This is a genomic window from Vibrio sp. YT-16, assembly GCF_033337405.1.
GTDB lineage: Bacteria > Pseudomonadota > Gammaproteobacteria > Enterobacterales > Vibrionaceae > Vibrio > Vibrio alginolyticus.
Map to the genome: position 1 here is coordinate 111,653 of NZ_JAWOQQ010000003.1, position 21,756 is coordinate 133,408.

Consider the following 21,756-nt stretch of genomic DNA (forward strand, 5'->3'; position numbering starts at 1 on the left):
TTTTGTTTATCTACAAATCGACAATGTGCTCTTGATAGTAGTCCGCAAGCGCACCGACTTGGCTGCTACACATTACTTTCATTGCTTGTTTAATGTGTTCTATTGGCCAGTTCCACCATTGGATATTGAGTAGAGTTTCAATCTCTTTATCGCTGAATCGCTGACGTACGACTTGGTTGTTTCCAACCACTACCGAATAAGGTTGCACGTCTTTCGTCACTACGGTGCGTGCTCCGATGACGGCTCCATCACCGATGTTTACTCCGGGCATGATCATCGCCTCGCTGCCAATCCAAACATCGTTCCCCACCACTGTATCTCCGGCACGCTCGAAACCGTCTTGTACGCCTTCTCCAAATTCTTCAGGAGAGAAGGGGAAGGTCGAAATCCAGTCAATGCGATGACCTTGGTTTCCTGCCATCATGAAGGTGGCTCCAGAAGCGATGGAACAAAACTTGCCAATGATTAATTTGTCGATGCTATTGGGTTCTCTACTTTGCCATTCTTGAAGTGTGACGGGGTCACCCAACAAGTAGCGTACTGCTTGCTCTTCGAAGCTTTTTTGATGATAGAAGCCCGAGTAATAGCTGTAATCGCCAACGATGATATTGGGATTAGTGATGTGATCTTTAATGACTTGACCTTTTAACCACGTGTCGAAAACACTCATAACTCATCCTTTCAAATTTAGGTTGTACAGAGTTTAGAGGCTTTCTATTATTTCCAGTAGTTTGATTTTAGAGATTCAGAATTACTGTATGGAAATAAAATGGCTCAGCTACGTACCACTTTACGTCGCTTTGTGCGAGGAGCGAAGTATTGCTGGCGCAGCAAAGCGCCTGAATTGTTCGAATGCGCATGTAAGTCGGCAACTTAAACAGCTTGAAGACATATTGTCGGTGCAGCTTATTCAGCGAACTACGCGCCAGTTTAATTTGACCTACGATGGTTTGCGGTTTTATCAGCAGGTAAAGAAACTGCTCGAAGGCGCTGAGCAGATCAATGAGCAAGTCATGGCAAACGAGATCGTATCGGGAAAATTGAGAATAGCGGCGTCCGCTTCTTTCGGAGCTGCGTTACTCAGCCAAACATTGATCGAGTTTCGATTGCAACATCCACAAGTGAGTGTTGAAGTGATCTTCACAGAGACACCTCTCGACTTGATTGAGGCTGGGTTTGATATCGCATTCTACTTTACCGATACTCCCCCAGAGGGATACGTCGGCCATCAGCTACGCACTTTACACTGTAAACCGATCGCTCATCGCTCGTATTTAGCTGATAAACCAAATGTAAGTACGCCAGAGGAGCTTGGTGACTTAGAGCACATCCTTTATAAAAGTCGTGACTTGGTGTTAGACAAGTGGACGTTTACGCATAAGCAAACTCAACAGCAGTGCAGCATTGAGTTAGAAAGTACGCTGAGTTTTAATCTTGTCCAGTCCATGTTGGATGCTACTTTGACTGGCTGTGGTGTAGCCATGTTAGATGAATTTGCACTGGCTAAACTCGACCCTGCACAAAAAGAACAACTCGTGAGTTTGCTGCCAGAATGGCAAACGGATGCGATTTTGCCGCTTTATCTGCTTTACCCAAAACGTGAGCACTTACCAAGAAGAACGCGAGCGTTCATTGATCACTTTAGGAACATATATTCTGTCGGAGAATAGCGACAACAAACTTAGCAACAATTGAGGAAGCAAAGGAATGCGAAAACACTGTATTGCGATTGGCGGTGGGGGCTGGATGATGGGAGAGAATCCGAGCCCGCTCGATCAATACATTTTGTCTTTGTCTGGTAAGGATAATCCAAACATTTGTTTTCTACCTACAGCCACGGGAGATGCCGATGAAGTGATTGAACGTTTTTACGATGCGAAGCTTAGTGAAAACGTGACCCATTTTCCGCTGTTTAAGTTTGAAGCTGGTTGGAAAGAAACGCTATTTGAACAAGACATCATTTACGTCGGTGGCGGTAATACGCGTTCGATGTTGGCCATTTGGCGCGAATGGGGAATCGATAGAATACTCAAGCAGTGTTATGAACAAGGCATCATCATTTGTGGCATGAGCGCTGGTGCAATTTGTTGGTTTGAGTTTGCGGTGACAGACAGTGATCCCGAAGCATACCAAGTTATGCGTTGTCTTGGATTTATTGACGGTTTGGCTGCGGCGCATTTTTCTCATGTAGGTGAGAAGTTCGAGGTTTTCCAAGCCTTTGCTCGTTCTCAACCGAGCATCACTTGTTATGGCATTCACGATTATGCGGCATTGCACTTTGTTGATGGAAAATTGTTAGCTACTGTCACCAGCTTCCCTGATGCAGGCGTGTTTGTTAAAACAGGTAACGAAGAAAACATATGGCGAGGGTGAGCTTCTTCAAATCAGCATTAAAGGCAATAACTACTGACCGGACACAGAAGAAGCTCATGGATTCAGCTAACTTACATTAAGTATCGTGCTTACAGCTCGTAACGCAGACCTAAGTGGTAGTAGCTTTCGTCTGCGTGCGCACCGCCAAACGAGACTTCTTGTCCATTGCTGTAGCCACGCGAACCGTTACGATCAACGTAGTTTGTGTAGATAGAAGAACGAGGCGTCAGTTTGTATTGCACTTCTAGCGTTGTATCTTTCAGCTCTAACTCGTCACCCTCACTGTTTTCTAAAGAACGATAACCAGCACGCAGTGCCCATTTGTCATTTACACTGTAAACCGCCGTCAATTCCATCACTTTGTCGGTACTGGTTTGCGAGTAATAGCCCTCTAGTTCATCTTCCGAGTACAACGCACCCAACATTAAATCACCTAAGTAGTAACGCGTACCTGCGCCCCAGAATGTGTAATCGGTGTCGTTGCTTTCACGTGTATCACCTTTATTTTTCTGCATCGCCACCACTGGTGCCAAGGTACCCAAATTCCCCATGTCTAGCGTATAACGCAGTGCAGCGTTGTAACCGTAGTCGAGCTCAGAAGTGTTGTTTCCTAAAATGTACGCGACAGAAAAATCGACATTACCTAGGCTGTTTTGGTATTGCAGCGTGCCATCTTGACGGAAAACTTGCGTCGCGGTTTTGTCGACCTTATTCGCTTGGCGCGCCATAGAAACATCGGAAGAGGCGAACACATCACCAATGTCGGTAAACATAATCAATCCAGATGCCACGCGACCACCAGTAATGCGACCATAATCTTTCGCATCAATACCCGCCCATACATAACGTGCGGTCAGAGACGGTTTGTCGTTTACTTGGTTTGCGTATTCAGCGGCACCCACTTGGTATTGCGCTTGGCCGATGATCGACGCGTACTCGTTGATGGTTTGTGAACCGTTTAAACCAATACGGCCATCAAACTCGCCATTTGCATCGCCGTGCTCGTCATTTTTACTGGTGACATTGAAACCAAGACGAGAGTATATATTTAAAACTGACCCATCTTCCGCTTGATACAGCTGCGCTGCCATTGTGTTTGATGCCATCAATGTTGGGAGAAGTAGAGTCAAAATGTGCTTTTTCATGATTAACGACCTTTCATTTCTATTGTTTTAGGTACGACAAAGCCCCTTCCGAGTAACGGAATAAGAAAAACTGTCGTGAAGTAGAGAGAGGGGGCGCCCTTGTTTGCCAAGGGCGCGAGCTAGTCCATTCCTATAGGGGAAGAATGATTTAGCTTAAATCGACGTCTTTGCAGCCAAAGAAGTAAGTCGCGAGGAAGCCGACGATGTAAGAGATAAGCAGTCCGGCAACAAACACCATCATGCCCGGGAAGATGCCATTTTCAGATGTCATGAGAGGAATCGCCACGATACCGGACGGGCCAAACACCGTATTAAGACCAACTGGTAAGCCAAGGTAAGAAACTAAACCGATAAAGAAGCCGCCCGCAGCACCACCAATACAAGCGGTAACGAATGGTTTTACGCGTGGTAATGTCACGCCGTAAATCAATGGTTCGCCAATGCCTAGAAGGCCCGGAATAATAGCGCCTTTAACTTGAGTGCGCAGTAGAGCGTCTTTTTTGGCTTTGAAATACAGCGCCATTGACGCGCCAACCTGACCGCCACCAGCCATCGCTAGGATAGGGAATAGCGAGTTAAAGCCCTGTGCTTCCATCAATGCGAAGTACACTGGAACAAAACCCTGGTGGATGCCAAATACCACAGAAATTAAGAACAAACCTGCCAAGATTGCAGCGCCTAATGGGTTATCGTTCAAGTTGAGGAACAACCAAGACATCCCTTTAAATAGCTCGCCGCCGATCGGCATGATGATCAAGAAGGTTACCGCGCCCATGATCAACAGAGTGATAACGGACGTTAAGATCATGTCCAGATCATCTGGCATGTATTGACGAACCTTACGCTCGACTTGCGCACCGATGATCGCCGCCAAAAGTACGCCGATAATGTTGCCGCGCGGATCAATTGCAAAGCCGAAAAACTCGTTCATGCCAGAGTAAATACCGGATGTAGCCTCTGGGTTGTAACCCAGCACGAACAAAGAGGCGAGAATGGCACCATTAACACCAGAGCCGCCAAACGCTTGCTGCGCGTTGTAACCAATCAGAATACTTAGGAAAGCAAACAGACCCTTACCAAAGACTTTCATGTAGGCGATCAAATCCAGCATAAACTGGCTTGGTGTCTGGTCGAGAACAAACATCTGTTCCAATAACGTCGCAAAACCGAGCAACAAACCAGCGGCAATAAAACCAGGGATCAACGGCGTAAAGATGGTAGCAAACTTGCTTAAAAAACGCTGAACCGCACTGGTTTGTTTGCTCTTCATCTGCTTTTTTTGCTCGGCCGCGACGGCAGAAAGATCTTGTTGCGGCATATCTGGTTCTTCACTGTCACCAGAGGTTAAGCTGTCGATCAATTGATTCATCATCTCAGCCGCTTGTTGAGCTTTTCCGGGACCGAGAATGATCTGAAACTGCTCATCGCTTTCCACCACACCCATTACGCCGGGAATTTGCTTGATAACAGACTGGTCAGCCAAGCCATTGTTGGCGAGCGATAAACGCAAACGCGTCATACAGTTACCACATTTGCTTACGTTGCTGCTGCCACCCACTGCGGACAGCAACTGCGATACTGTGTTTGAAGTTATTTTTGCCATAGGGTCTATCCTTCAGAACTCGGATTATTTAGTTATTATTTAGTGCTGCGCGAATAAAACCGTTGTGCGCGGCGAGGCGTGATTTGGCTTGTTCGGCATCCAAATCGGCCAAAATCATTAAGATGGCAGTTTTGCAGTGTCGATCGCAGGCATTTAATGCTCGCTCTGCTTCTTCTTTTGATGCGCCAGTTGCTTCTACAACAATGTTGGTTTGGCGTTGGATGAGCTTGGCGTTGGTAGCCTCTACATCCACCATTAAGTTGCCAAATACCTTACCGCTACGAATCATTGCACCTGTCGTGAGCATGTTTAACACCAGTTTTTGTGCGGTGCCGGCTTTCATGCGAGAAGAGCCAGTAACGACCTCTGCGCCAACAATCGGCAGAATCGCGATGTCGGCCGCTTTTGCCATTGCACATTCCGGATTACAGGCGATAGATGCGGTCGTAGCTCCAATGGATTTAGCGTACTCCAAACCACCTAGTACATAAGGTGTACGGCCACTCGCTGCAATGCCTACAACCACGTCATGGCTGGTGAGGTGAAGCGCTTTTAAGTCGTCTTGACCCATTTGCGCGTCGTCTTCGGCGTTTTCTACCGCTTTCAAAATCGCTTGGTGTCCACCAGCAATTAATCCAATCACCATGTCTGGATGCGTGCCGTAGGTTGGAGGACACTCGCTCGCATCAAGAATTCCTAAGCGGCCTGATGTGCCAGCTCCCATGTAAACTAAGCGGCCACCATTGGCGAACGCTGCAGTAATTGCATCAACCGTCTTTGCAATTTGTGGTAGCACTGCTTTGACCGCGAGCGCGACTTTTTGATCCTCTTCATTAATGACTTGCAGCATCTCGATGGTCGAAAGCGTATCAATCTCTGCACTGGCTGGATTACGGCTTTCTGTCACCAATCGGCTTAAATCAATTTTCATGTTTTACACTCTTCGTAATGTTCAATCTGAGGGCGATTCTATGGAATAAAATATTCTGTTTTGGTGATAAAAATCACACTTGAGGTTATTCTTTGTGCAGGAGAAATTTGGAATAATGAGAGAAAATATACGTCCATTACATCCGGTATAAACTGGCTTGGTTAGAACAATCATGGAGTTAAATCAAACTCCAATTATTTTTGTTTTGGAATAATTTATTTAAATTTTTTGAGGTTTTTGTTGTGTCAGTTGTCAATAAGATAGTCGCGAGGCGTACTCAGCTTTCGCAAAGTGGTCGTTTGGTCGGCGATTGGATTGTTGAAAACGCAGAAAAGGCAGCGCTGCTCACTAGCCAAGAACTTGCGGCGCAAGTAAAAGTGAGTCAATCGAGCATTGTGAAATTTACTCAGCGTATTGGCTTTAAAGGCTACAGCGAGTTTAAGTTAGCTCTGAATGAAGAGATTGGCCGTAAGCATGCGATGCAGTCGACACCGTTGCACAGTGATATTTTGGCAGATGATCCGATCGCGGTTATTTCACAGAAACTGGTGAAAGCAAAAACAGATGCTATGTTTCAAACTACCAATGCGCTGTCTTATGAAGCTTGTCACCAAGCGGTGAAATGGTTGAGTGAAGCGCGTCGAGTGCAAGTGGTCGGGATTGGGGGCTCAGCCCTGACCGCGAAGGATTTAAGCTTTAAACTGCTTAAACTCGGTATTACGGCGCTTTCCGAACAAGACAGCCACGTGCAGATTGCTGTTGCTCGTACCCTCTCTTCAGAAGATGTGCAGATTGCGATTTCGTATTCAGGCGAACGCAAAGAAATTCTCGTCGCGGCAGAAGCGGCAAAAGAGCAGGGCGCGACGGTAATTGCGTTATCTGCTCCTGGGAGAAGTCGCTTGCGCGGTATTGCCGATATTACGTTTGATACGATTGCCAATGAAACGGAACATCGCAGCTCATCCATTGCTTCGCGCACCGCGCAAAACGTGATCACCGATTTGCTGTTTATCATCTTGGTTCAGCAAAGAGACGAAAGTGCACGTCAGTTGATCAGCGATATCAGTACCGACATCAAACAGATCCTCACATGATCGCTTAACCAACAGCGAACTAAAGATCCGGATCGTGCATCAGTAAAGCAATAAAAGCGGATAGATGCTTTTCAATGGTGAGATCGGCAGAAATTGCCGGTAACTCCAACGTGATGCAAGGTAAATCACGTTCACTACACCAAGTGCCGAATGAGCCGGGTGTTTCGTAGTCGACATCGTCCACGATTGGCAGCTGAAACTGCTCGCCGAGCCATTTGGCGAGGTTGGAATGTTTGGGATCATCTACAAACGCAAGCGGTTCATGAAACGACACTACAAACTTTGGCCTGCGCAGTTCAATCAAGTTAATTAATGCGCCAACTTCTGGCTCTAGCTGGTTTTTAGTGCCAGTTTTCACCTGTACGTCTCGAACGGGTGTGTGAGAGCTCCATCGATACACTGTGCCATGCTCAGTCCAATTTGGGGTTGGAAACGCGCGATTGAGGTCCACTTGGTTTGCGTTTGCGCGTGTGCCTAGCTGGTTGCCGTCAGGATTCATTGACAGAATCACATCATGTCGTAAGTTATCAGCAGGCAAGCTTCTTAGCGCGCAGGACAAACCTGCAATCGAGGCCGTCTCGTCCCCGTGAGTGCCTGCCAAAATCAAACCTCGCGAAGCACTTTCGACTTGAGCCGGAAAATACAGTAATGGCGCACCAAGCACGGATTGACCGTATGATGTTGGCCGAATTAAAAATGCCGCTCTTTCCGTTCTTGGAATTAGACTCACCGTAATCTCCTGATTGATGAAGTAGTATCAATATCTAAGCTAATTACACCTAGCTAAACTGAACCGTTTAAACTCGTCAACGGTTGAAATGTTAATTGTGGCACTTGCTTCACAAGACGCGTTAGGAGAACGAAAAAAGATATGGATTTTAAAAAACATTCAACGGCGTTGCTGATTTCCTCTTTATTCACCCCTTTTCTTGCTACATCAGTTGCTGCGGAGACCTTACCTAAAGGTATTCAACTTGCCGCAGAACAGCATTTAGTACGTGCGAATGACGCAGAGGCGGCGACGCTTGACCCAGCGAAAGCCGAAGGTCTGCCAGAAATGCATGTGATTCGTGACTTATTTGAAGGGCTTGTGATTCAAGATCGTGACGGAAACATCATTCCCGGTGTGGCAGAATCATGGGAAACCAAGGACAACCAAACCTTTACTTTTCACTTGCGCAAAGACGCGAAATGGTCGAATGGCGAGCCTGTGACGGCGGATGATTTTGTCTATTCACTGCGCCGAGCGGTGGACCCGAAGACCGCTTCTCCAAATGTTTGGTATCTCAAACTCACCAAGATCAAAAACATCGCCGATGTAGCAGAGGGCAAAAAGCCTTTGGACGATCTCGGTATCAAGGCAGTGGATAAATACACCCTACGTTTTGAGTTGGACAGTCAAGTGCCGTACTTTGTTGCTATGACTGGGCACACGTCCATGATGCCAGTGCATCAAGCGACAGTGGAAAACCGCGACAAGCCGTGGAGCGATCCAGACCAATTTGTTAGCAACGGTGCATTCACATTGGATAAGTGGGTCGTGAATGAACGCATTGAACTGGTTAAGAGTCCAAGTTACTGGGACAGCGCAGATACGCATCTAAACAGAGTGACTTACATTCCGTTTGAAAACCAAAACGCGTCTATCAATCGCTTTGCGGCAGGAGAGCTGGATATCACGTCAGATGTGCCGACTCATATGGCGCAGAAGCTTAAACAAGATTACAAGCAGGCTTACACGGTGGTGCCATTACTGTGTACGTATTACTACGCGTTCAATACCACTCGTCCGCCATTTGATGATGTGCGAGTGCGTCAAGCGGTGTCGTACTCCATCATGCGCGATGTGATTACGAATGGTGTCACGCAAGTGGGCAACCTTCCTGCTTATACTTTTGCGCATCAGTACACCGCAGGGTTTGATGCGACGCCGCCTGAATACAGTAAGTGGAGTCAGCAACAACGTGACGAGAAAGCGCGTCAGTTGTTAAAAGAAGCGGGTTACAGCCAAGACAAGCCGCTCGATTTTAAATTGCTGTACAACACCAGTGAGGCAAACAAATCGATCGCGGTTGCGATAGCGTCGATGCTACAAAAAAATCTCGGTGCACACGTGGAGTTAGAAAACCAAGAGTGGAAGTCATACTTAGTGGCGCGTAAACAAGGCAATTTCGATGTGATGCGCGCTTCCTGGTGTGGTGATTACAATGAAGCGTCTACTTTCCTGAGCTTACTTCGCTCAGGTTCCTCGGGTAACTTTGCACGTTACAGCAGTGAAGCGTACGACAACGCGATGAACAGTGCATTGGCCGCAACCAATGAGAAAGCGCGCCAAGGTTTCTATGATCAAGCCGAGCAATTGTTGGCGGCGGATATGCCAATCGCACCGATTTACTACTACATGCAAGCGCGTTTGGTTCGTCCTACGGTTGGCGGTTTTGCCAAGAACAACGTAGAAGGTCGTATCTACTCGAAAGACCTCTACATCAAGAAGTAGCGCTCAAAACAAGCGATAAATATGAAGCCCCGAAGATGTATCTTACGGGGCTTCTTTTTATTGTTAGCGAGTGGAGAGCTTGTTCACGAGCATAGCGACTCGTTTGCCAAGATACTCCGCTGTTGCAACATCAGAAGCATGCAACTGACCACCTTCACCACCTTGTGCAACAATACCACCTTGTACACCATAACGATTCAGGTTTTGCTCCCCAGAATTGCTGATCTTATCCAACCCGACCCACATCATGCCGTGTTGGTTAGCGAGCGTTTGTAGATATTGTAATGTGCAAGATTGGTCGCCATTCATTGCCCCACCACTGGTAAAGCCAGCCGCGATTTTGCTCGCCCATTTTTGGTAATACCAAGATTCACTGCTTGCATCTGCAAATGCTTTAAACTGCGCTGCTACACCGCCCATATAGGTCGGTGAGCCAAAGATAATCGCATCACACTCAGCAAGTTCATCCATTAGTTTAGGGTTCACAAAACGTCCCTCAATAATCTCACTGCCTTCAATTCGGTGAGAGAGGATTTCACATTCATCTTGCTGCTTAATGCCTTGTTGTTCAACACCTGCGGCAATCGCGCGAGCAAGCTGACCAGTAACGTCGGTTTTAGAGAAATAAATAATCGCAATTTTGGACACAATGGTTCCTTTTTTCATTGTTGATTTTTAATCGTGCGACTAAGGCTAAAACCTCAAGATAAGTTGAGGTCAAGAAGAGATTTGAGATAGATAAAGTACGAATTGGTATCTAAAGAGCTTTCTTATAGGGTAAGTCGACGGCATAACTACAGTGAATGCAACGACGATGAATGTCGTGTATAAAAGCGTTAAAGGAAGATCTTAAAGATGTAGAAAACTCTCTTGGAAACAATGATAAAGGTACCGATGCTAGTGATGATTAATAGGCGGAAAAATAGATTAAAATATGTAAACTCAGACCTGATCCAAGGCGGGAAAAGTACATTTCATCGTTTCTTAAGGCGAGGGATTATTATCATTATGGTAGGAGGCCTTTCTACAGCCTCTTCCACGGTATTTGCACACTTTATAGCGGGTGTGTTTGATGTGGATATGAATGTTCATCCAGAGAGCTTAGAAGAAAAAGTGCATGCACTACTTTTTGTTTCGGTCAGTCTTGTTTTTTACCTCTTTTATGCCCTTATCTCGCTAAATATTAGTGGGTGGCTCATAATGAAGCTAAAAATATAAGCTTAACTAAAACCATGTCCTTGTATTTTAAGGAAGATGGAACTAGTGACGATTTTTTCTTTGCTTGCACCATCTCTATTTTTGTATTTATTTAAGGTTCGTAAATAAGAAGCTTCCTTTGGTTAAAGTGGCGCTTTTGGTTTCGGCGATGTGTCATGTTTTTATCATGAAAGAATACAGTGGTGACCTTCAGCTTATACGTTTTGTCTCTTCACTGTTTTTCGCCATTAACTTTGGGTTATTTGTGACCACCAAGTGATACTAAAAAGCCGATGTAGATACATCGGCTTTTTAGTGGGTTATTTCTTTCTGCGAGTATAAATCCGAGATTTTACTTTACTTGGCTCTGGCTTGTTTTTCGCCAGCTTTAGCACTGCTTTTTGCAAAATCTGGTTGTTTGGGTAAGTGATCAAGTTACCGTTGTCGTGCTTAATTAACACGTGAAACATGCTGATTTCTTGAATCTCACCGCAGATGTCTTCATCTTTGTCTACGACTTTAATTCGGTCACCCACTCGGTACGGGAAGACAAAAAAGATCAAAAAGCTGGCAGTGATGTTGCTCAGAATTGACCACTGCGCAATAAACGCCACACCTAATACGGCAAAAATGGACGATAGGAACAAAGACACATCGCCATAGCCAATACCTGTGATAATGGCAAAAATAGAGGCGGTCAAAAATAGCAGCGCGACATTGAAACAGCGCTGAATAAAACTCAAACGAGCCTTTTTTACACCTTTCGTTGTTGCCAAATTTAGGATGGCTCTATTTACAATCCTCTTCAGGATGCGATACGCGATCAGGACAAAAATGCCCATCAATAGTTTGTAACCGAGGGAGCCCGTAGTGAAATACTGGCTCACTTGCTCTAATTGGATCCAATCATTCATTTCTTCATCTCGACGATATCTAGAAAGCGGCTTTTATAGCTGATTTTTTGCTGTAAGTAATCACAATTTTTCTTTACACCATTTGTCTCTGTGTTGAGGTACTACAGAGTACTATATTGGTTAATCAAAGACTTAGTGAGCATTGCGAACTCTTTGGCTTTATTACTTATATTCAACCAAAGCTGACGTGATTTTGAAAAGAGCAATCTTTGAGCTGTATCCCATATCCGACATTCTATGACGCTAGTTCCTTATAAACGAGCTGAATATGACTTTTGTCCTGATAACCTAAGGTGTATTAATTGAAATAGCTTTTAGGGCGTTGAAAAATGGAAGAAGATGAAAAGGCGATTATGATTTTATTCGTGATTGTTGGCCTTGTACTCGTTTGGGTCGCGCTTGAAGAACTTAATTATCTCGGGCTCCCAATAAAATAAGCCCCGTTAAACACAAGTTAAACGGGGCCCTTGCTTTTATCAATGTGAATTCAGGCTAGCTAACCGCACGCACTTTGCCTTGTTTCAAATCGTTCAGCACTTGCGCTTTAGGGCCATCTGCAATGATGCTGCCTTTTTCCATCACAATTACGCGATCAACGATGTCGAGCATAGACGTTTTATGCGTAATCAGAATCAGCGTTTCACTAGGTTTCAACTGTGCTAATTGATGTTTAATGTGCATCTCTGAGCGATTATCCATCGCACTGGTTGGTTCATCCATTAGTAGAACAGGAGGACGACCCAAAAATGCACGAGCGATCGTGACTGCTTGACGTTGACCACCCGAAAGCATTGCTCCACCTTCACCAACTTGGCGTTCTAAGCCCGCTGGGTCAGATTGCGTAAACGCAGTAACACCGGCACGATTTGCTGCGTCTAGTACGTCACGGTCATCGGTTAATGGGCGACCTAGCGTAATGTTGTCGCGGATAGAACCAAAGAACAGATTCGAATCTTGCGGCACACAACCAATATTACGGCGAATGTCGACATGATGCAGCTGTGCGATGTCGGTATCATCAATGCGAACATGACCTTCCGTCGGCTGATACAAGCCCATGATGAGACGTTCTAACGTGGTTTTACCCGAACCGATACGGCCTATGATCGCTACTTTTTCGCCTGGGTTAATGGTCAAGCTCAAATCTCGAATCGACGCCACCGGTGAATCTGGGTAGTGGAAGGTCACGCGTTCAAGTTCAATTTTGCCTTGTACTATTGGGCGGTGAATGTAACGTTTACCTTCTTCTTGTTCATCCGGCATTTCCATGACTTGATTGATAATTGTCATAGAAGACTTCGCTTGGTTGTAGCGCGTAGAGAGTAAGGATAACTGAACCAAAGGACCAATCGCGCGGCCGCTAAGCATGGTTGCGGCAATCAAACCGCCCATGGTTAAGTCGCCTTCTGCAATTAAGTAAACGCCTAGGATGATCATCCCTACGTTACTACTTTGCTGCACAAAACCTGCTGCGTTTTGAATGCTATCCGTAATTCGGCGGCTTTTTATATTCCAGTTCGCCATGTGCGCAACTGCCTCTTCCCAGCGGTATTGGAATTGGCTTTGCGCACTGAGCATTTTTACGGTTTCTAACCCAGCCAAGCTCTCTATCAAATTGGCATATTTTTGCGATGCTAGGCGTGAACCCTCCTCAATGGAGCGACGCAGCGGCCCTTGTATAAGTAGCGAGTGAATAATCAAAATGACCACGCCCACCATCGGTACATACACAAGATCGCCAGCCATTAACCATATAATCACTAAGAACAAAATGGCAAAAGGCAAATCAATGAGAGCACTGACGGTCGCTGAAGTAAAAAACTCTCGAATAGATTCGAATTCTTGTAAATGGCGAGCGAAGGCACCGACCGAAGGCGGCTTCGATTCCATTCTAATCCCCATCACTTTGCTGAACAGTTTGGATGAAATCAGAATGTCAGACTTCTTGCCCGCCACATCAATGAAGTAATTTCTCAGCGACTTGAGAATGAAGTCAAACAGGAACACGACAAAGATGCCACTTGCTAGTACCCATAGGGTTTCAAACGCAAGATTCGGAACCACTTTGTCGTACACCAAGCGAGTGAATAGCGGAGCGGCAACCGCAAAGAGGTTGATGAGAAGTGATGCGATTAAAACATCACGGTAGATGCGTTTTGACTGCCACAAGGTTGACCAGAACCAGTGGCCTTCGTTGGTTTTGAGCACTTCGGGAGAGCGCTCATCGAAACGGAATTGCTTTTTAACTAAAAAGTACCGACCAGTGTATTGCTCAAGTAGGTCTTCTAATGGAATAGAGATCGGCACCATTCCACTTTCTAGGGTGGTGACTTCGGCCTCGCGTTTCTCCATATTGATGCTGTTGAGAACGCAAGAGTCACCGCCTTTAAGAACTAAGATTGCCGGCAGAATTAGGCTGGAGATGCTCTCCAGCTCTGCGCGGTTTTCCTTGGCAACCAATCCGGCCCTTTCCGCTGCTCTTGGTAGCAAAAATGGGGTCAGTTTACCGTCAGATAGCGGTAGTCCGTTGACTAGCGCTTCTGGCGAGTTAGCTAACCCATAGTAACGGCTAACGTAGATGAGCGAATTCAGTAAAGGGTCTTTCATCGTTGATAAACCTTTTTATTCCTTGTCGACGATGAATCCTTGGAATACCTCAACAAAATGTTCAGTGAGGAAATCCAACTGGATTTGAGTTTCGATACGCGATGCGATAGTCGTAATACCAAGGTTGTGGGCAGTACGAGAGATCGACGTTAGCGTGAATTTCTGTTTTTCGTCGTGCAAGTTGTGTGTGAATAGGTAATCGAGCTTCACATAGTTCGGGCGGAACTCTTGGATGTATTCCAAAGATTGGAAGTTACGTCCGTAGTTATCTACGCCGAACTCAGCACCTGATTGGCGAATGGCATTACATAACAGTGCTGTGTGGTGAGGCTGATCGATAAAGCATTCCTCTGGAATTTCAAAATGTAGCTTAGAGGCCACTTTGGCGTGTTTCTCTAGCATGCTAGTTGTCCAGCGAATAAACGATGGTTGAGACAAGCTGCTTTGCGCGATGTTAATCGCGACTGGGTCATTAAGTTCACCATTTTCTAGCATCTTAATCATTGATTCAATGACATACTGGTCAAAGATGTTGGTGGCGTCTAACTGTTCTAGTGCGAATAGGTATTGATTCGCACGATACGTTTCACCATCTTTTTCGATGCTTGAAAATACTTCGTTGTGGAATACTTTACCCCATGTGTTTTTCGCAGCTTGGAAACGGAATTTAACCCAATCACTATGAATGGCTTCTTCAACCAACGCTTTCCATTGCTGTTTACCCATCAAACTAGAAGGTGTATCACTGCCAATGAAGCCGTATGGCTTGTCTGGTTGCGCTTTGGCTTTCGATAGTGCGTTGTCCACCATCGAGAGGATTTCAGAGCGCGTTTTCTGATCTTTGCTGTGTGCAACCCCTAGTGACGCTTTAGGTTTTGCTAAGCCTGTTGGGTCAGTATTTAGGCCGTTCACACAATTGACGATGCTGTCCGATAAAATGCGTAACTCGCTCTCATCCATATGAGGGAAAAGCAAACCGAACTCATCACTAGATAAGCGAGCAATAGTGGCACCCGGTACATCAATGGTGTTTTTCAAACGTTGAGACAGTTCTTTAACGTGGGCATCTGCGCGTTGGTAATCTTTGGTCTCGTAAATGTCCCCAATGTATTCAGCATGGAGTAGCGCGATACCCCCTTGCGTTTGCTCTGCAAGCCATTGGTCGATTTGGTTGATGTAGAATGAGCGGTTACCCAATTTAGATATAGGATCGAGGTAAGCCTGAGCACGCAGACGTTGCGCCTCTTTGGCTTGCTCTTTGAATGATAGCTCGATTTGAGCAGACATCATGTTAATGCCATCTACCACCGCGATAAGATCTTTGGTTCTTGGACGAGCAAGCGGTTCACCAAATTGGTTATTCGCGATTTCATGCATTTTATTCACGATGGCCGTTAACGGCTTTAGCGAGCGACGTAGGATATATGAAATTGCCACTAAACCAGCCAGAAAAATGACACTGAATACAGACAGCAACCCAATAAAACCTTGCCAGAGCTGCTCGTAAGCTGCGCCTGGGTGGCTAATGATTTCTACTTCGGCGAGCTGCATCCAACCACTGGTCACAACACGCTTATCGTGAATCGCTTTAAATAGATTCATGTCGATAAACCATTGTGGCACCGTACTTGGTTTAACTGGGTAGGTACGCACGATCTGGTAGTCAGAATCTAATGCTGTAAGACGAACAACGGAGTAGGTGCTGCCGTCAAACAGAGCATTAATCACGGACTCAACCGCGACTTTATCTTTGTCCTTTAGGTAAGGAGCCAGTGCCAAACCTACGGTGTTAATAGTGTTGTTGACCTCTGAACGTTGCTGTTGCTCCAAGCTGTCTCGAGTCGTGTTGAATTGGATTACGAATACTGATGCCAACAAGAGTATAAAGACCGTAACCATCCCCACCACAAGCTTCTTATATAGGGTCATGTTTCTCACTCGTCATAGTTAATTTTAGGTTTATTTAACTGCAACTTACGTTCGCGCGAGCGTAAGTCATTCCAAAGGCTCAACCGTGATGCTTTCCCTGCCAGCTCTCCAGTGCTAGCAGATGACTTCATCAACCACAGGTTTGTACCATTAAAACTGTATATCGGTAGCAAGTCGCTACGCTTAGAGGCTCGGACAATGTCAGGATTGATATTATCGAGAATGAGCGGCTCAGAACTTGGGGTAGGGTAGTAAGCTAATACCATGTGAAACTGATTCAGTTCGATGGCTTTTACGTATATTAAGCGCATCTTTGAATCTGGTATTCCTAGCTCGAGTAAAGAGAAGTACTTAGCAATAGTGAAATCTTCACAGTCTCCTGCGTTACTCCCTAAAAATTCGAGTGGCGTAGCCCAATAATCTGTCTTTCCCCACAGTTTTATGTCGTCAACGAAATACAGCTGATTAAAAAAGTCGTTAACGCCAGCGAGCTGTTCATGAGTCTCTAATTGTTTAAATAAGTCGAGGTTCTTTCGCCATGTATTTACGCGCAATCCCGCACGTTCGCCGTACACCGCTGTGACCGTATTGACCCATCGTTGTTCTTTACTGTTCAGCGCACCAAGTTGGAACGACAAACAACTTAAGCTGATTAATAATGTAACTTTACGCTGCAAATTGGATCGCATATTCGACTCGTATCACAAGTATACTCTTCTAGAGAGTTCGTCAGTGAGAAATAAGTGCTTTTTATTTAATCACTTATCGCTCAATACTCTCTATCGCGAGTATCTTAATGTGGTTTACTCCTTCAAGGCGTTAGTTTTGGCACTTAAGATAGGCTTAAGTAGATACTCCAAAACGGTTCGCTTCCCTGTGATGATATCGACCGATGCTGTCATTCCTGGAATGATTGGTAAATCTGCATCTTGACCAAAGTTTGTTTTTTCGGTGCGTACACGAACAATGTAGAAGCTGTTGCCTTCTTCATCTTGAGTGGTATCCGCGCTGATATGTTCCAACTCACCCTCTAAACCGCCGTACTTTGTGAAGTCGTAAGCTGTAAACTTCACGATAGCATGAAGATCTGGGCGTAAAAATGCGATGTCTTTTGGCGCAATTTTCGCCTCTACCAATAGTGTGTCTTCTGTTGGTACGATCTCGACGATATCCATACCAGGTTGGATAACACCACCGACAGTATTGATGTTCAGTGTTTTGATTTTGCCTGTTACTGGCGAATTCACAACCGTTCGGTTTACTCTATCTTCCAAGCCCACCGCTGATTCAACCAAAGCAGATAATTGGTCTTGGGCGCTGTTGAGTTTCTCTTGCTGTTCAGAGCGGAATTTGAGTGCAACATCAATACGGTTGAGCATGGATTCTCGAATCGCTGATTGCAATACGGGAATCTTGAGCTCACTGGACGTCATTTCACGACGGGTATCGTTGACTTGGCGCTGTAATTTGAGCAGTTCAATACGAGGAACAACGCCCTCGTCTGCCAAAGGTTTGGTGATATCGAGTTCTTTTTTCGCGTATTGGTAGCTTTGACGCAAGTTCCTTACTCGTGCTTGGATCTCTACCAAGTCCTGCTGCTTTTGCTGCACTTGTTGGTCAATAACAGAAAGTTGGTTGCGCAAATTATCTAGATCTTCGCGATATTCTGCTTTTTGACGCTGTGTGAGTTGAGGTCGAGTCTCTTCCAAGGTTGGTGGGAAGGTCAGTTTACCGTAATCAAGTAGTACACTTTGACGCCAGTTTTCCGTTTCAAAATCACGATTAACGGCAACACTGTTAATAGAAGCGGATAGTTGCAGCACAGATGCGGTAAGGTTGGCAACTTGTTGCTCACGTTCACGAAAATCTGAGCGAAAGCGGGTGTCATCAATAAGCAGTAACTGTTGGCCTTTTTCAACCAACTGACCTTCTTTGACCAAGATTTCTTTGACTAAGCCACCTTCTAAGTTTTGGACTACTTGTATCTGTGAGGAGGGAATCACTTTGCCTTGACCAACCGTGACTTTGTCGATTTCAGCCCAAGATGCCCAACCTATTGCTGCAATGAAAAATAGCACCATAACCCAGAGCATAAAACGCGCGCTGTTGGGGGTATTGAGGAGCAATGCTGCAGTTTTGTCATCAACAAAATCCAACTCTTCATCGTTGAGTTTGTTGTAGTTATCTCGGCTCATCACAGTCCCTGCTTATATAATTACGGATTATCTTTTTGATCTTATTATTATTAACCGATCATGTCAGCATGCTCGGCTAATAAAATATGAGAAGAGGGTTATTCTCTCTTCAAATGAGCTTTCTTACACTTTCTAAATCAAACAAAAGCATAATTAGCGCCGGAGTATAGCTATTACGCCTTGAACTTGGCTTTATCCAACTGATGTTTTTTTAGTTTGTCGTACAAGGTTTTGCGTGATACCTGTAATTCTAGTTGAACCTCTTTGAGTCTGCCGCGATGTCTTTGCAATGCATCGAATAACAAGCAATATTCAAAGTATTCTGTGCGCTGAGTCATACTCTGAATTTCAAGACTTTTCTCACTATTCCAATCTTCCATTCTAAAAGTATCTGGCTTGAGGGCACGAAGTTCAGCAAATTGGCGTAGCTGCTTAACGTTTTCTGGCCATTCGAGATTGGTGAGGTGTTTGACTTCTTCTAGGCTGATATGTGGTGGCTGTAACTGATATCGGCTCGCGGTGTGGCGCACAAAGTGCTTGTATAAAGGCCCTATATCTTCCTTTCTTTCATCGAGCGTTGGTAAGTGAATTAGAGTCGCCAGGGATTTTAGAGGCGGCTCGGCTTGGGTGGTCGCGCCAAAAACACGTTCAAGTTTTGGGTGCTTGAACAAGTATTCCCATTGCTCAAATGATACATGCTCTGCGCTATGTAAGTACAAACTGCAGTGGCGTTTTCCTTCACTTAAGCGGTGTATGGCTTTGTCGAGCGCTTCTAATGAAAGCTCATAGAGGTCTTCACCAGAAGCGGCGATTAGCTCACTATCTGGTGTTGCATGTATGTCGTGGGCAAATTGTGCAGCTAGTCGCCGACCCGTACCATCTTGACCTACAAAAATGAGCGGCTGGCTTGTAGGCGCACTGATCAAGGCGCGACGAATACTAACCATGGCCTTACTGTGACCAATCATTTTCGGACCAACATGAGTTTGCATGTCGAGCTCTTTCTTAAGCCAGATGTTTTCTTGCAACAAGTTCAGTTTATCGCTGGCATTGTTGAGCGATTTCATGAGCTGTTCCGTTGAAAACGGTTTTTCTAGAAAGTCGTACGCGCCGCTTTTCATCGCATCTACCGCGGTTTTCACATCTCCATGTCCAGTAAGTACGATGAATTGAAAGTGATCGTTTTTGCTTCGCAAAGTTCGCATAAACTCCAAGCCATCCATCACGGGCATATGGATATCGGTAATGATAATCGCAGGCGTATTTGAGTCGATTACGCGTAAGGCTTCTACTGCGTTTGGTAAGCAGGTGACGTCTATCCCTTCAATCAGCAGGGCTTGAGACACGGCATCACGAATGTGTGGTTCGTCATCAACAAAGAAAACTGAGTTATTCATGGTCGTTTTCCACTTCTGGAGTACGTTTATTCTGATTGACTATTGGTAGCGTCACGATAAAGGTCATGCCTCCTGCTTGTTGTTCTGTGTTCTGATGTTTATAGGCACAGAGGGAGCCGTGATAGCTCTCTAAAATGCGTTTGGAGATGGTCAAACCTAATCCTAAGCCCTCTGGCTTAGTCGTAAAAAATGGGTCGAACACTTTTGCTAGGGCTTCGTCTGACATCCCTGGTCCGTTATCGGAAACAAGAATGTCGCAACTGTCATCATGACACTGAACAGCAATGGATATTTGCGGATCGATACAGTGGTTTTCCATCGCTTGTGCCGCGTTGTGGAAGAGATTGATCAGCACTTGTTCTAATTCAACGCTGTGAATGGCCAGCTTCACATCATAGTCGATGGCCGGAACTTTTAGTGTTACTCCTTGCTTAATAAGCTTATTGCTCAAAATGCTGGTGGCAGTATGTACCGCGTCGTGCAGTACTGAGATTTCATTGTGTGAATCGTGCGTGGCTTTCCGAGTAAAGACTTTTAAGCGGGCAATGACTTCCGAAATGGTGTCATTGAGTGTCAGCATTTTGCCCAAATTGTCGGCGACCATTGGGTATTTTTCCATTGCCAACAAACGCTGCGAGTTTTCGGTATAGGTTCTTAGTGCGGAAAGTGGCTGATTTATCTCATGATTAATACTGGCTGATAGCTCGCCCAACAATGCCAATTTCGCGGCTTGCGTCAGTTCTTGTTGTGTTTGTTTAAGCTCTTGTTGGCTTTGCTCATATTGGCGGATGGTCTGTTGTAGTTTTTGGTTGGCTTCACTCAGAACTAGTGTCCGTTGCACTACTTTTTCTTCTAGGCTCACATTGAGATGGGCAAGGCGTGCTTTGTTAACTAGGGTTTGGAACCACGCTAACGCAATTAGAGCAATGAGCGCATATAAGATCAGGAAGACGATATCGGCCTGTAAAACGGCGGCAAGAACGCTGTTGTGGTTAATTAAGGCAACGACGCGAAACCCTTTATCCAATAAGTGTGTTGCGTATGCGAGGTAATTCGGTGATAGAAGCAATTGATTGTCATCAAACTCTGTGACACCACTGTGTGCCGTTAACTCACCAAAATATTCGGGTAAGGTATCGCCATATTGACGCGTTTCGGTAAGTTCATTTATTGCACTCGATGACAGTGGGAAAAGTGCACGATAGCGCCAGTCTGGTAAATTGCTCATAAACACGACATTGTGTTTATCTGTAATGAGTACGTCAGTCGTGGTTTGCGAAAGGCGCTGTTCTAATTGCTCCAAATTCACTTTTACTGTGATCACGCCAACGACTTCCTCATTTACCCACAGCGGAGATGAGAAGAAGTACCCACGTTTATTCGAGCGTACGCCTAATCCAACGTATTGAGCGGGCTCACCGCGTCGCGCATTTTTAAAATAGGGGCGATAGCTAAAGCTAGAGCCGACAAACGTATCTTCTTGCTGAAAGTTACTTGAGGCAATGACTAACCCGGTGCGGTCATGAACGTAAATCGTATCGGCCAAACTTTGCTTCAACCAATCTGATAACAGTAGGTTGAGCTCTTGAGAGGGCGTTCCGCGCTCTACTGCTTTGAGTAGTCTTGGGTCGTGACTTAATAGGTTTGGTATCTGTTCAAACTTTGCCAGTTCGTAGTCCACTTCTTGTGACACTTGCGCGGCTTGTCTCTCTAGCTTTTGTTGCCATTGATCATGTTGGTATTGAGTTGCGTAATGATGAGTAAGCGCAAGCCCTGAAATGCCAACGGCACACAGTAGCAGTAAAAAATGACGTAGGGCTTTGGGGTTGAGTAAGTTCACGATCGGCTCACTGGTTTTTTGTGTCATGGTATCA

Annotated in this window: 18 protein-coding genes; 5 read left to right on the forward strand and 13 right to left on the reverse strand. The window is 45.4% G+C overall.

All coding sequences use genetic code 11. The features are described from left to right. Positions 1-10: 10 nt before the first annotated feature. Positions 11-670 (reverse strand): type C chloramphenicol O-acetyltransferase, encoded by a 660-nt coding sequence (catC, locus tag R7F07_RS06655; protein ID WP_031847126.1) that lies wholly within the window; start codon positions 668-670, stop codon positions 11-13. An 88-nt stretch (positions 671-758) separates the two neighbouring features. On the opposite strand from catC, the gene R7F07_RS06660 reads away from it, so the two are divergent. Both R7F07_RS06660 and R7F07_RS06665 read left to right on the forward strand, forming a co-directional pair. Then, positions 759-1,670, forward strand: a complete 912-nt coding sequence (locus tag R7F07_RS06660) for a LysR family transcriptional regulator (protein WP_062730869.1) — start codon at positions 759-761, stop codon at positions 1,668-1,670. Positions 1,671-1,707: 37 nt separating this feature from the next. Further along, the gene (locus R7F07_RS06665) at positions 1,708-2,373 is read left to right on the forward strand and encodes a peptidase E (RefSeq protein WP_062730870.1); all 666 of its coding nucleotides are present in this window, start codon (positions 1,708-1,710) and stop codon (positions 2,371-2,373) included. A gap of 89 nt (positions 2,374-2,462) precedes the next feature. On the opposite strand, the gene R7F07_RS06670 is transcribed toward R7F07_RS06665, so the two are convergent. The 3 genes from R7F07_RS06670 to murQ all read right to left on the reverse strand — a co-directional run bounded on the left by R7F07_RS06670 (position 2,463) and on the right by murQ (position 6,052). After that, positions 2,463-3,518 (reverse strand): porin, encoded by a 1,056-nt coding sequence (locus R7F07_RS06670; protein ID WP_062730871.1) that lies wholly within the window; start codon positions 3,516-3,518, stop codon positions 2,463-2,465. A gap of 148 nt (positions 3,519-3,666) precedes the next feature. Further along, positions 3,667-5,121, reverse strand: coding sequence for a PTS N-acetylmuramic acid transporter subunit IIBC (gene murP, locus R7F07_RS06675; RefSeq protein ID WP_005500182.1), 1,455 nt, complete (start codon positions 5,119-5,121; stop codon positions 3,667-3,669). A 28-nt stretch (positions 5,122-5,149) separates the two neighbouring features. Then, positions 5,150-6,052 (reverse strand): N-acetylmuramic acid 6-phosphate etherase, encoded by a 903-nt coding sequence (gene murQ / locus R7F07_RS06680; protein ID WP_025532940.1) that lies wholly within the window; start codon positions 6,050-6,052, stop codon positions 5,150-5,152. 242 nt (positions 6,053-6,294) lie between these two features. Between murQ and R7F07_RS06685 the strand changes: the two genes are divergently transcribed. Further along, the gene (locus R7F07_RS06685) at positions 6,295-7,146 is read left to right on the forward strand and encodes an SIS domain-containing protein (protein WP_054394753.1); all 852 of its coding nucleotides are present in this window, start codon (positions 6,295-6,297) and stop codon (positions 7,144-7,146) included. A gap of 19 nt (positions 7,147-7,165) precedes the next feature. Here R7F07_RS06685 and mpaA read toward each other — a convergent pair whose 3' ends face one another. Beyond that, entirely contained in the window at positions 7,166-7,876 is a 711-nt protein-coding gene (gene mpaA / locus R7F07_RS06690) for a murein tripeptide amidase MpaA (RefSeq protein WP_171342405.1), read from the reverse strand. A 141-nt stretch (positions 7,877-8,017) separates the two neighbouring features. On the opposite strand from mpaA, the gene R7F07_RS06695 reads away from it, so the two are divergent. Continuing rightward, on the forward strand, positions 8,018-9,643 hold the full coding sequence (locus tag R7F07_RS06695) for an ABC transporter substrate-binding protein (protein WP_062730875.1): 1,626 nt from the start codon (positions 8,018-8,020) through the stop codon (positions 9,641-9,643). Positions 9,644-9,706: 63 nt separating this feature from the next. Here R7F07_RS06695 and R7F07_RS06700 read toward each other — a convergent pair whose 3' ends face one another. Continuing rightward, positions 9,707-10,291, reverse strand: a complete 585-nt coding sequence (locus R7F07_RS06700; RefSeq protein ID WP_017821885.1) for a flavodoxin family protein — start codon at positions 10,289-10,291, stop codon at positions 9,707-9,709. 231 nt (positions 10,292-10,522) lie between these two features. Between R7F07_RS06700 and R7F07_RS06705 the strand changes: the two genes are divergently transcribed. Further along, entirely contained in the window at positions 10,523-10,861 is a 339-nt protein-coding gene (locus tag R7F07_RS06705) for a hypothetical protein (RefSeq protein ID WP_017821886.1), read from the forward strand. A gap of 299 nt (positions 10,862-11,160) precedes the next feature. Here the strand turns inward: R7F07_RS06705 and R7F07_RS06710 are convergent, their stop codons facing one another. The 7 genes from R7F07_RS06710 to R7F07_RS06740 all read right to left on the reverse strand — a co-directional run bounded on the left by R7F07_RS06710 (position 11,161) and on the right by R7F07_RS06740 (position 21,749). Next, a complete protein-coding gene (locus R7F07_RS06710) occupies positions 11,161-11,754 on the reverse strand; it encodes a mechanosensitive ion channel family protein (protein WP_042522270.1) in 594 nt (197 codons plus the stop codon). 492 nt (positions 11,755-12,246) lie between these two features. Further along, entirely contained in the window at positions 12,247-14,361 is a 2,115-nt protein-coding gene (locus tag R7F07_RS06715) for a type I secretion system permease/ATPase (protein ID WP_005374556.1), read from the reverse strand. Positions 14,362-14,376: 15 nt separating this feature from the next. Continuing rightward, positions 14,377-16,290 (reverse strand): EAL domain-containing protein, encoded by a 1,914-nt coding sequence (locus R7F07_RS06720; protein ID WP_005374560.1) that lies wholly within the window; start codon positions 16,288-16,290, stop codon positions 14,377-14,379. Between the two features lie 5 nt (positions 16,291-16,295). Further along, the gene (locus R7F07_RS06725) at positions 16,296-16,979 is read right to left on the reverse strand and encodes a transglutaminase-like cysteine peptidase (protein ID WP_005374561.1); all 684 of its coding nucleotides are present in this window, start codon (positions 16,977-16,979) and stop codon (positions 16,296-16,298) included. Between the two features lie 114 nt (positions 16,980-17,093). Beyond that, positions 17,094-18,485 carry an HlyD family type I secretion periplasmic adaptor subunit gene (locus tag R7F07_RS06730; protein WP_005374562.1) on the reverse strand — a complete coding sequence of 464 codons (1,392 nt, stop codon included), beginning with the start codon at positions 18,483-18,485 and terminating at the stop codon, positions 17,094-17,096. Positions 18,486-18,658: 173 nt separating this feature from the next. Continuing rightward, the gene (locus R7F07_RS06735; protein WP_171342407.1) at positions 18,659-19,882 is read right to left on the reverse strand and encodes a sigma-54-dependent transcriptional regulator; all 1,224 of its coding nucleotides are present in this window, start codon (positions 19,880-19,882) and stop codon (positions 18,659-18,661) included. Further along, positions 19,875-21,749 carry a sensor histidine kinase gene (locus R7F07_RS06740; RefSeq protein WP_005374564.1) on the reverse strand — a complete coding sequence of 625 codons (1,875 nt, stop codon included), beginning with the start codon at positions 21,747-21,749 and terminating at the stop codon, positions 19,875-19,877. The genes R7F07_RS06735 and R7F07_RS06740 overlap by 8 nt, the downstream gene beginning before the upstream one ends. Positions 21,750-21,756 lie beyond the last annotated feature (7 nt).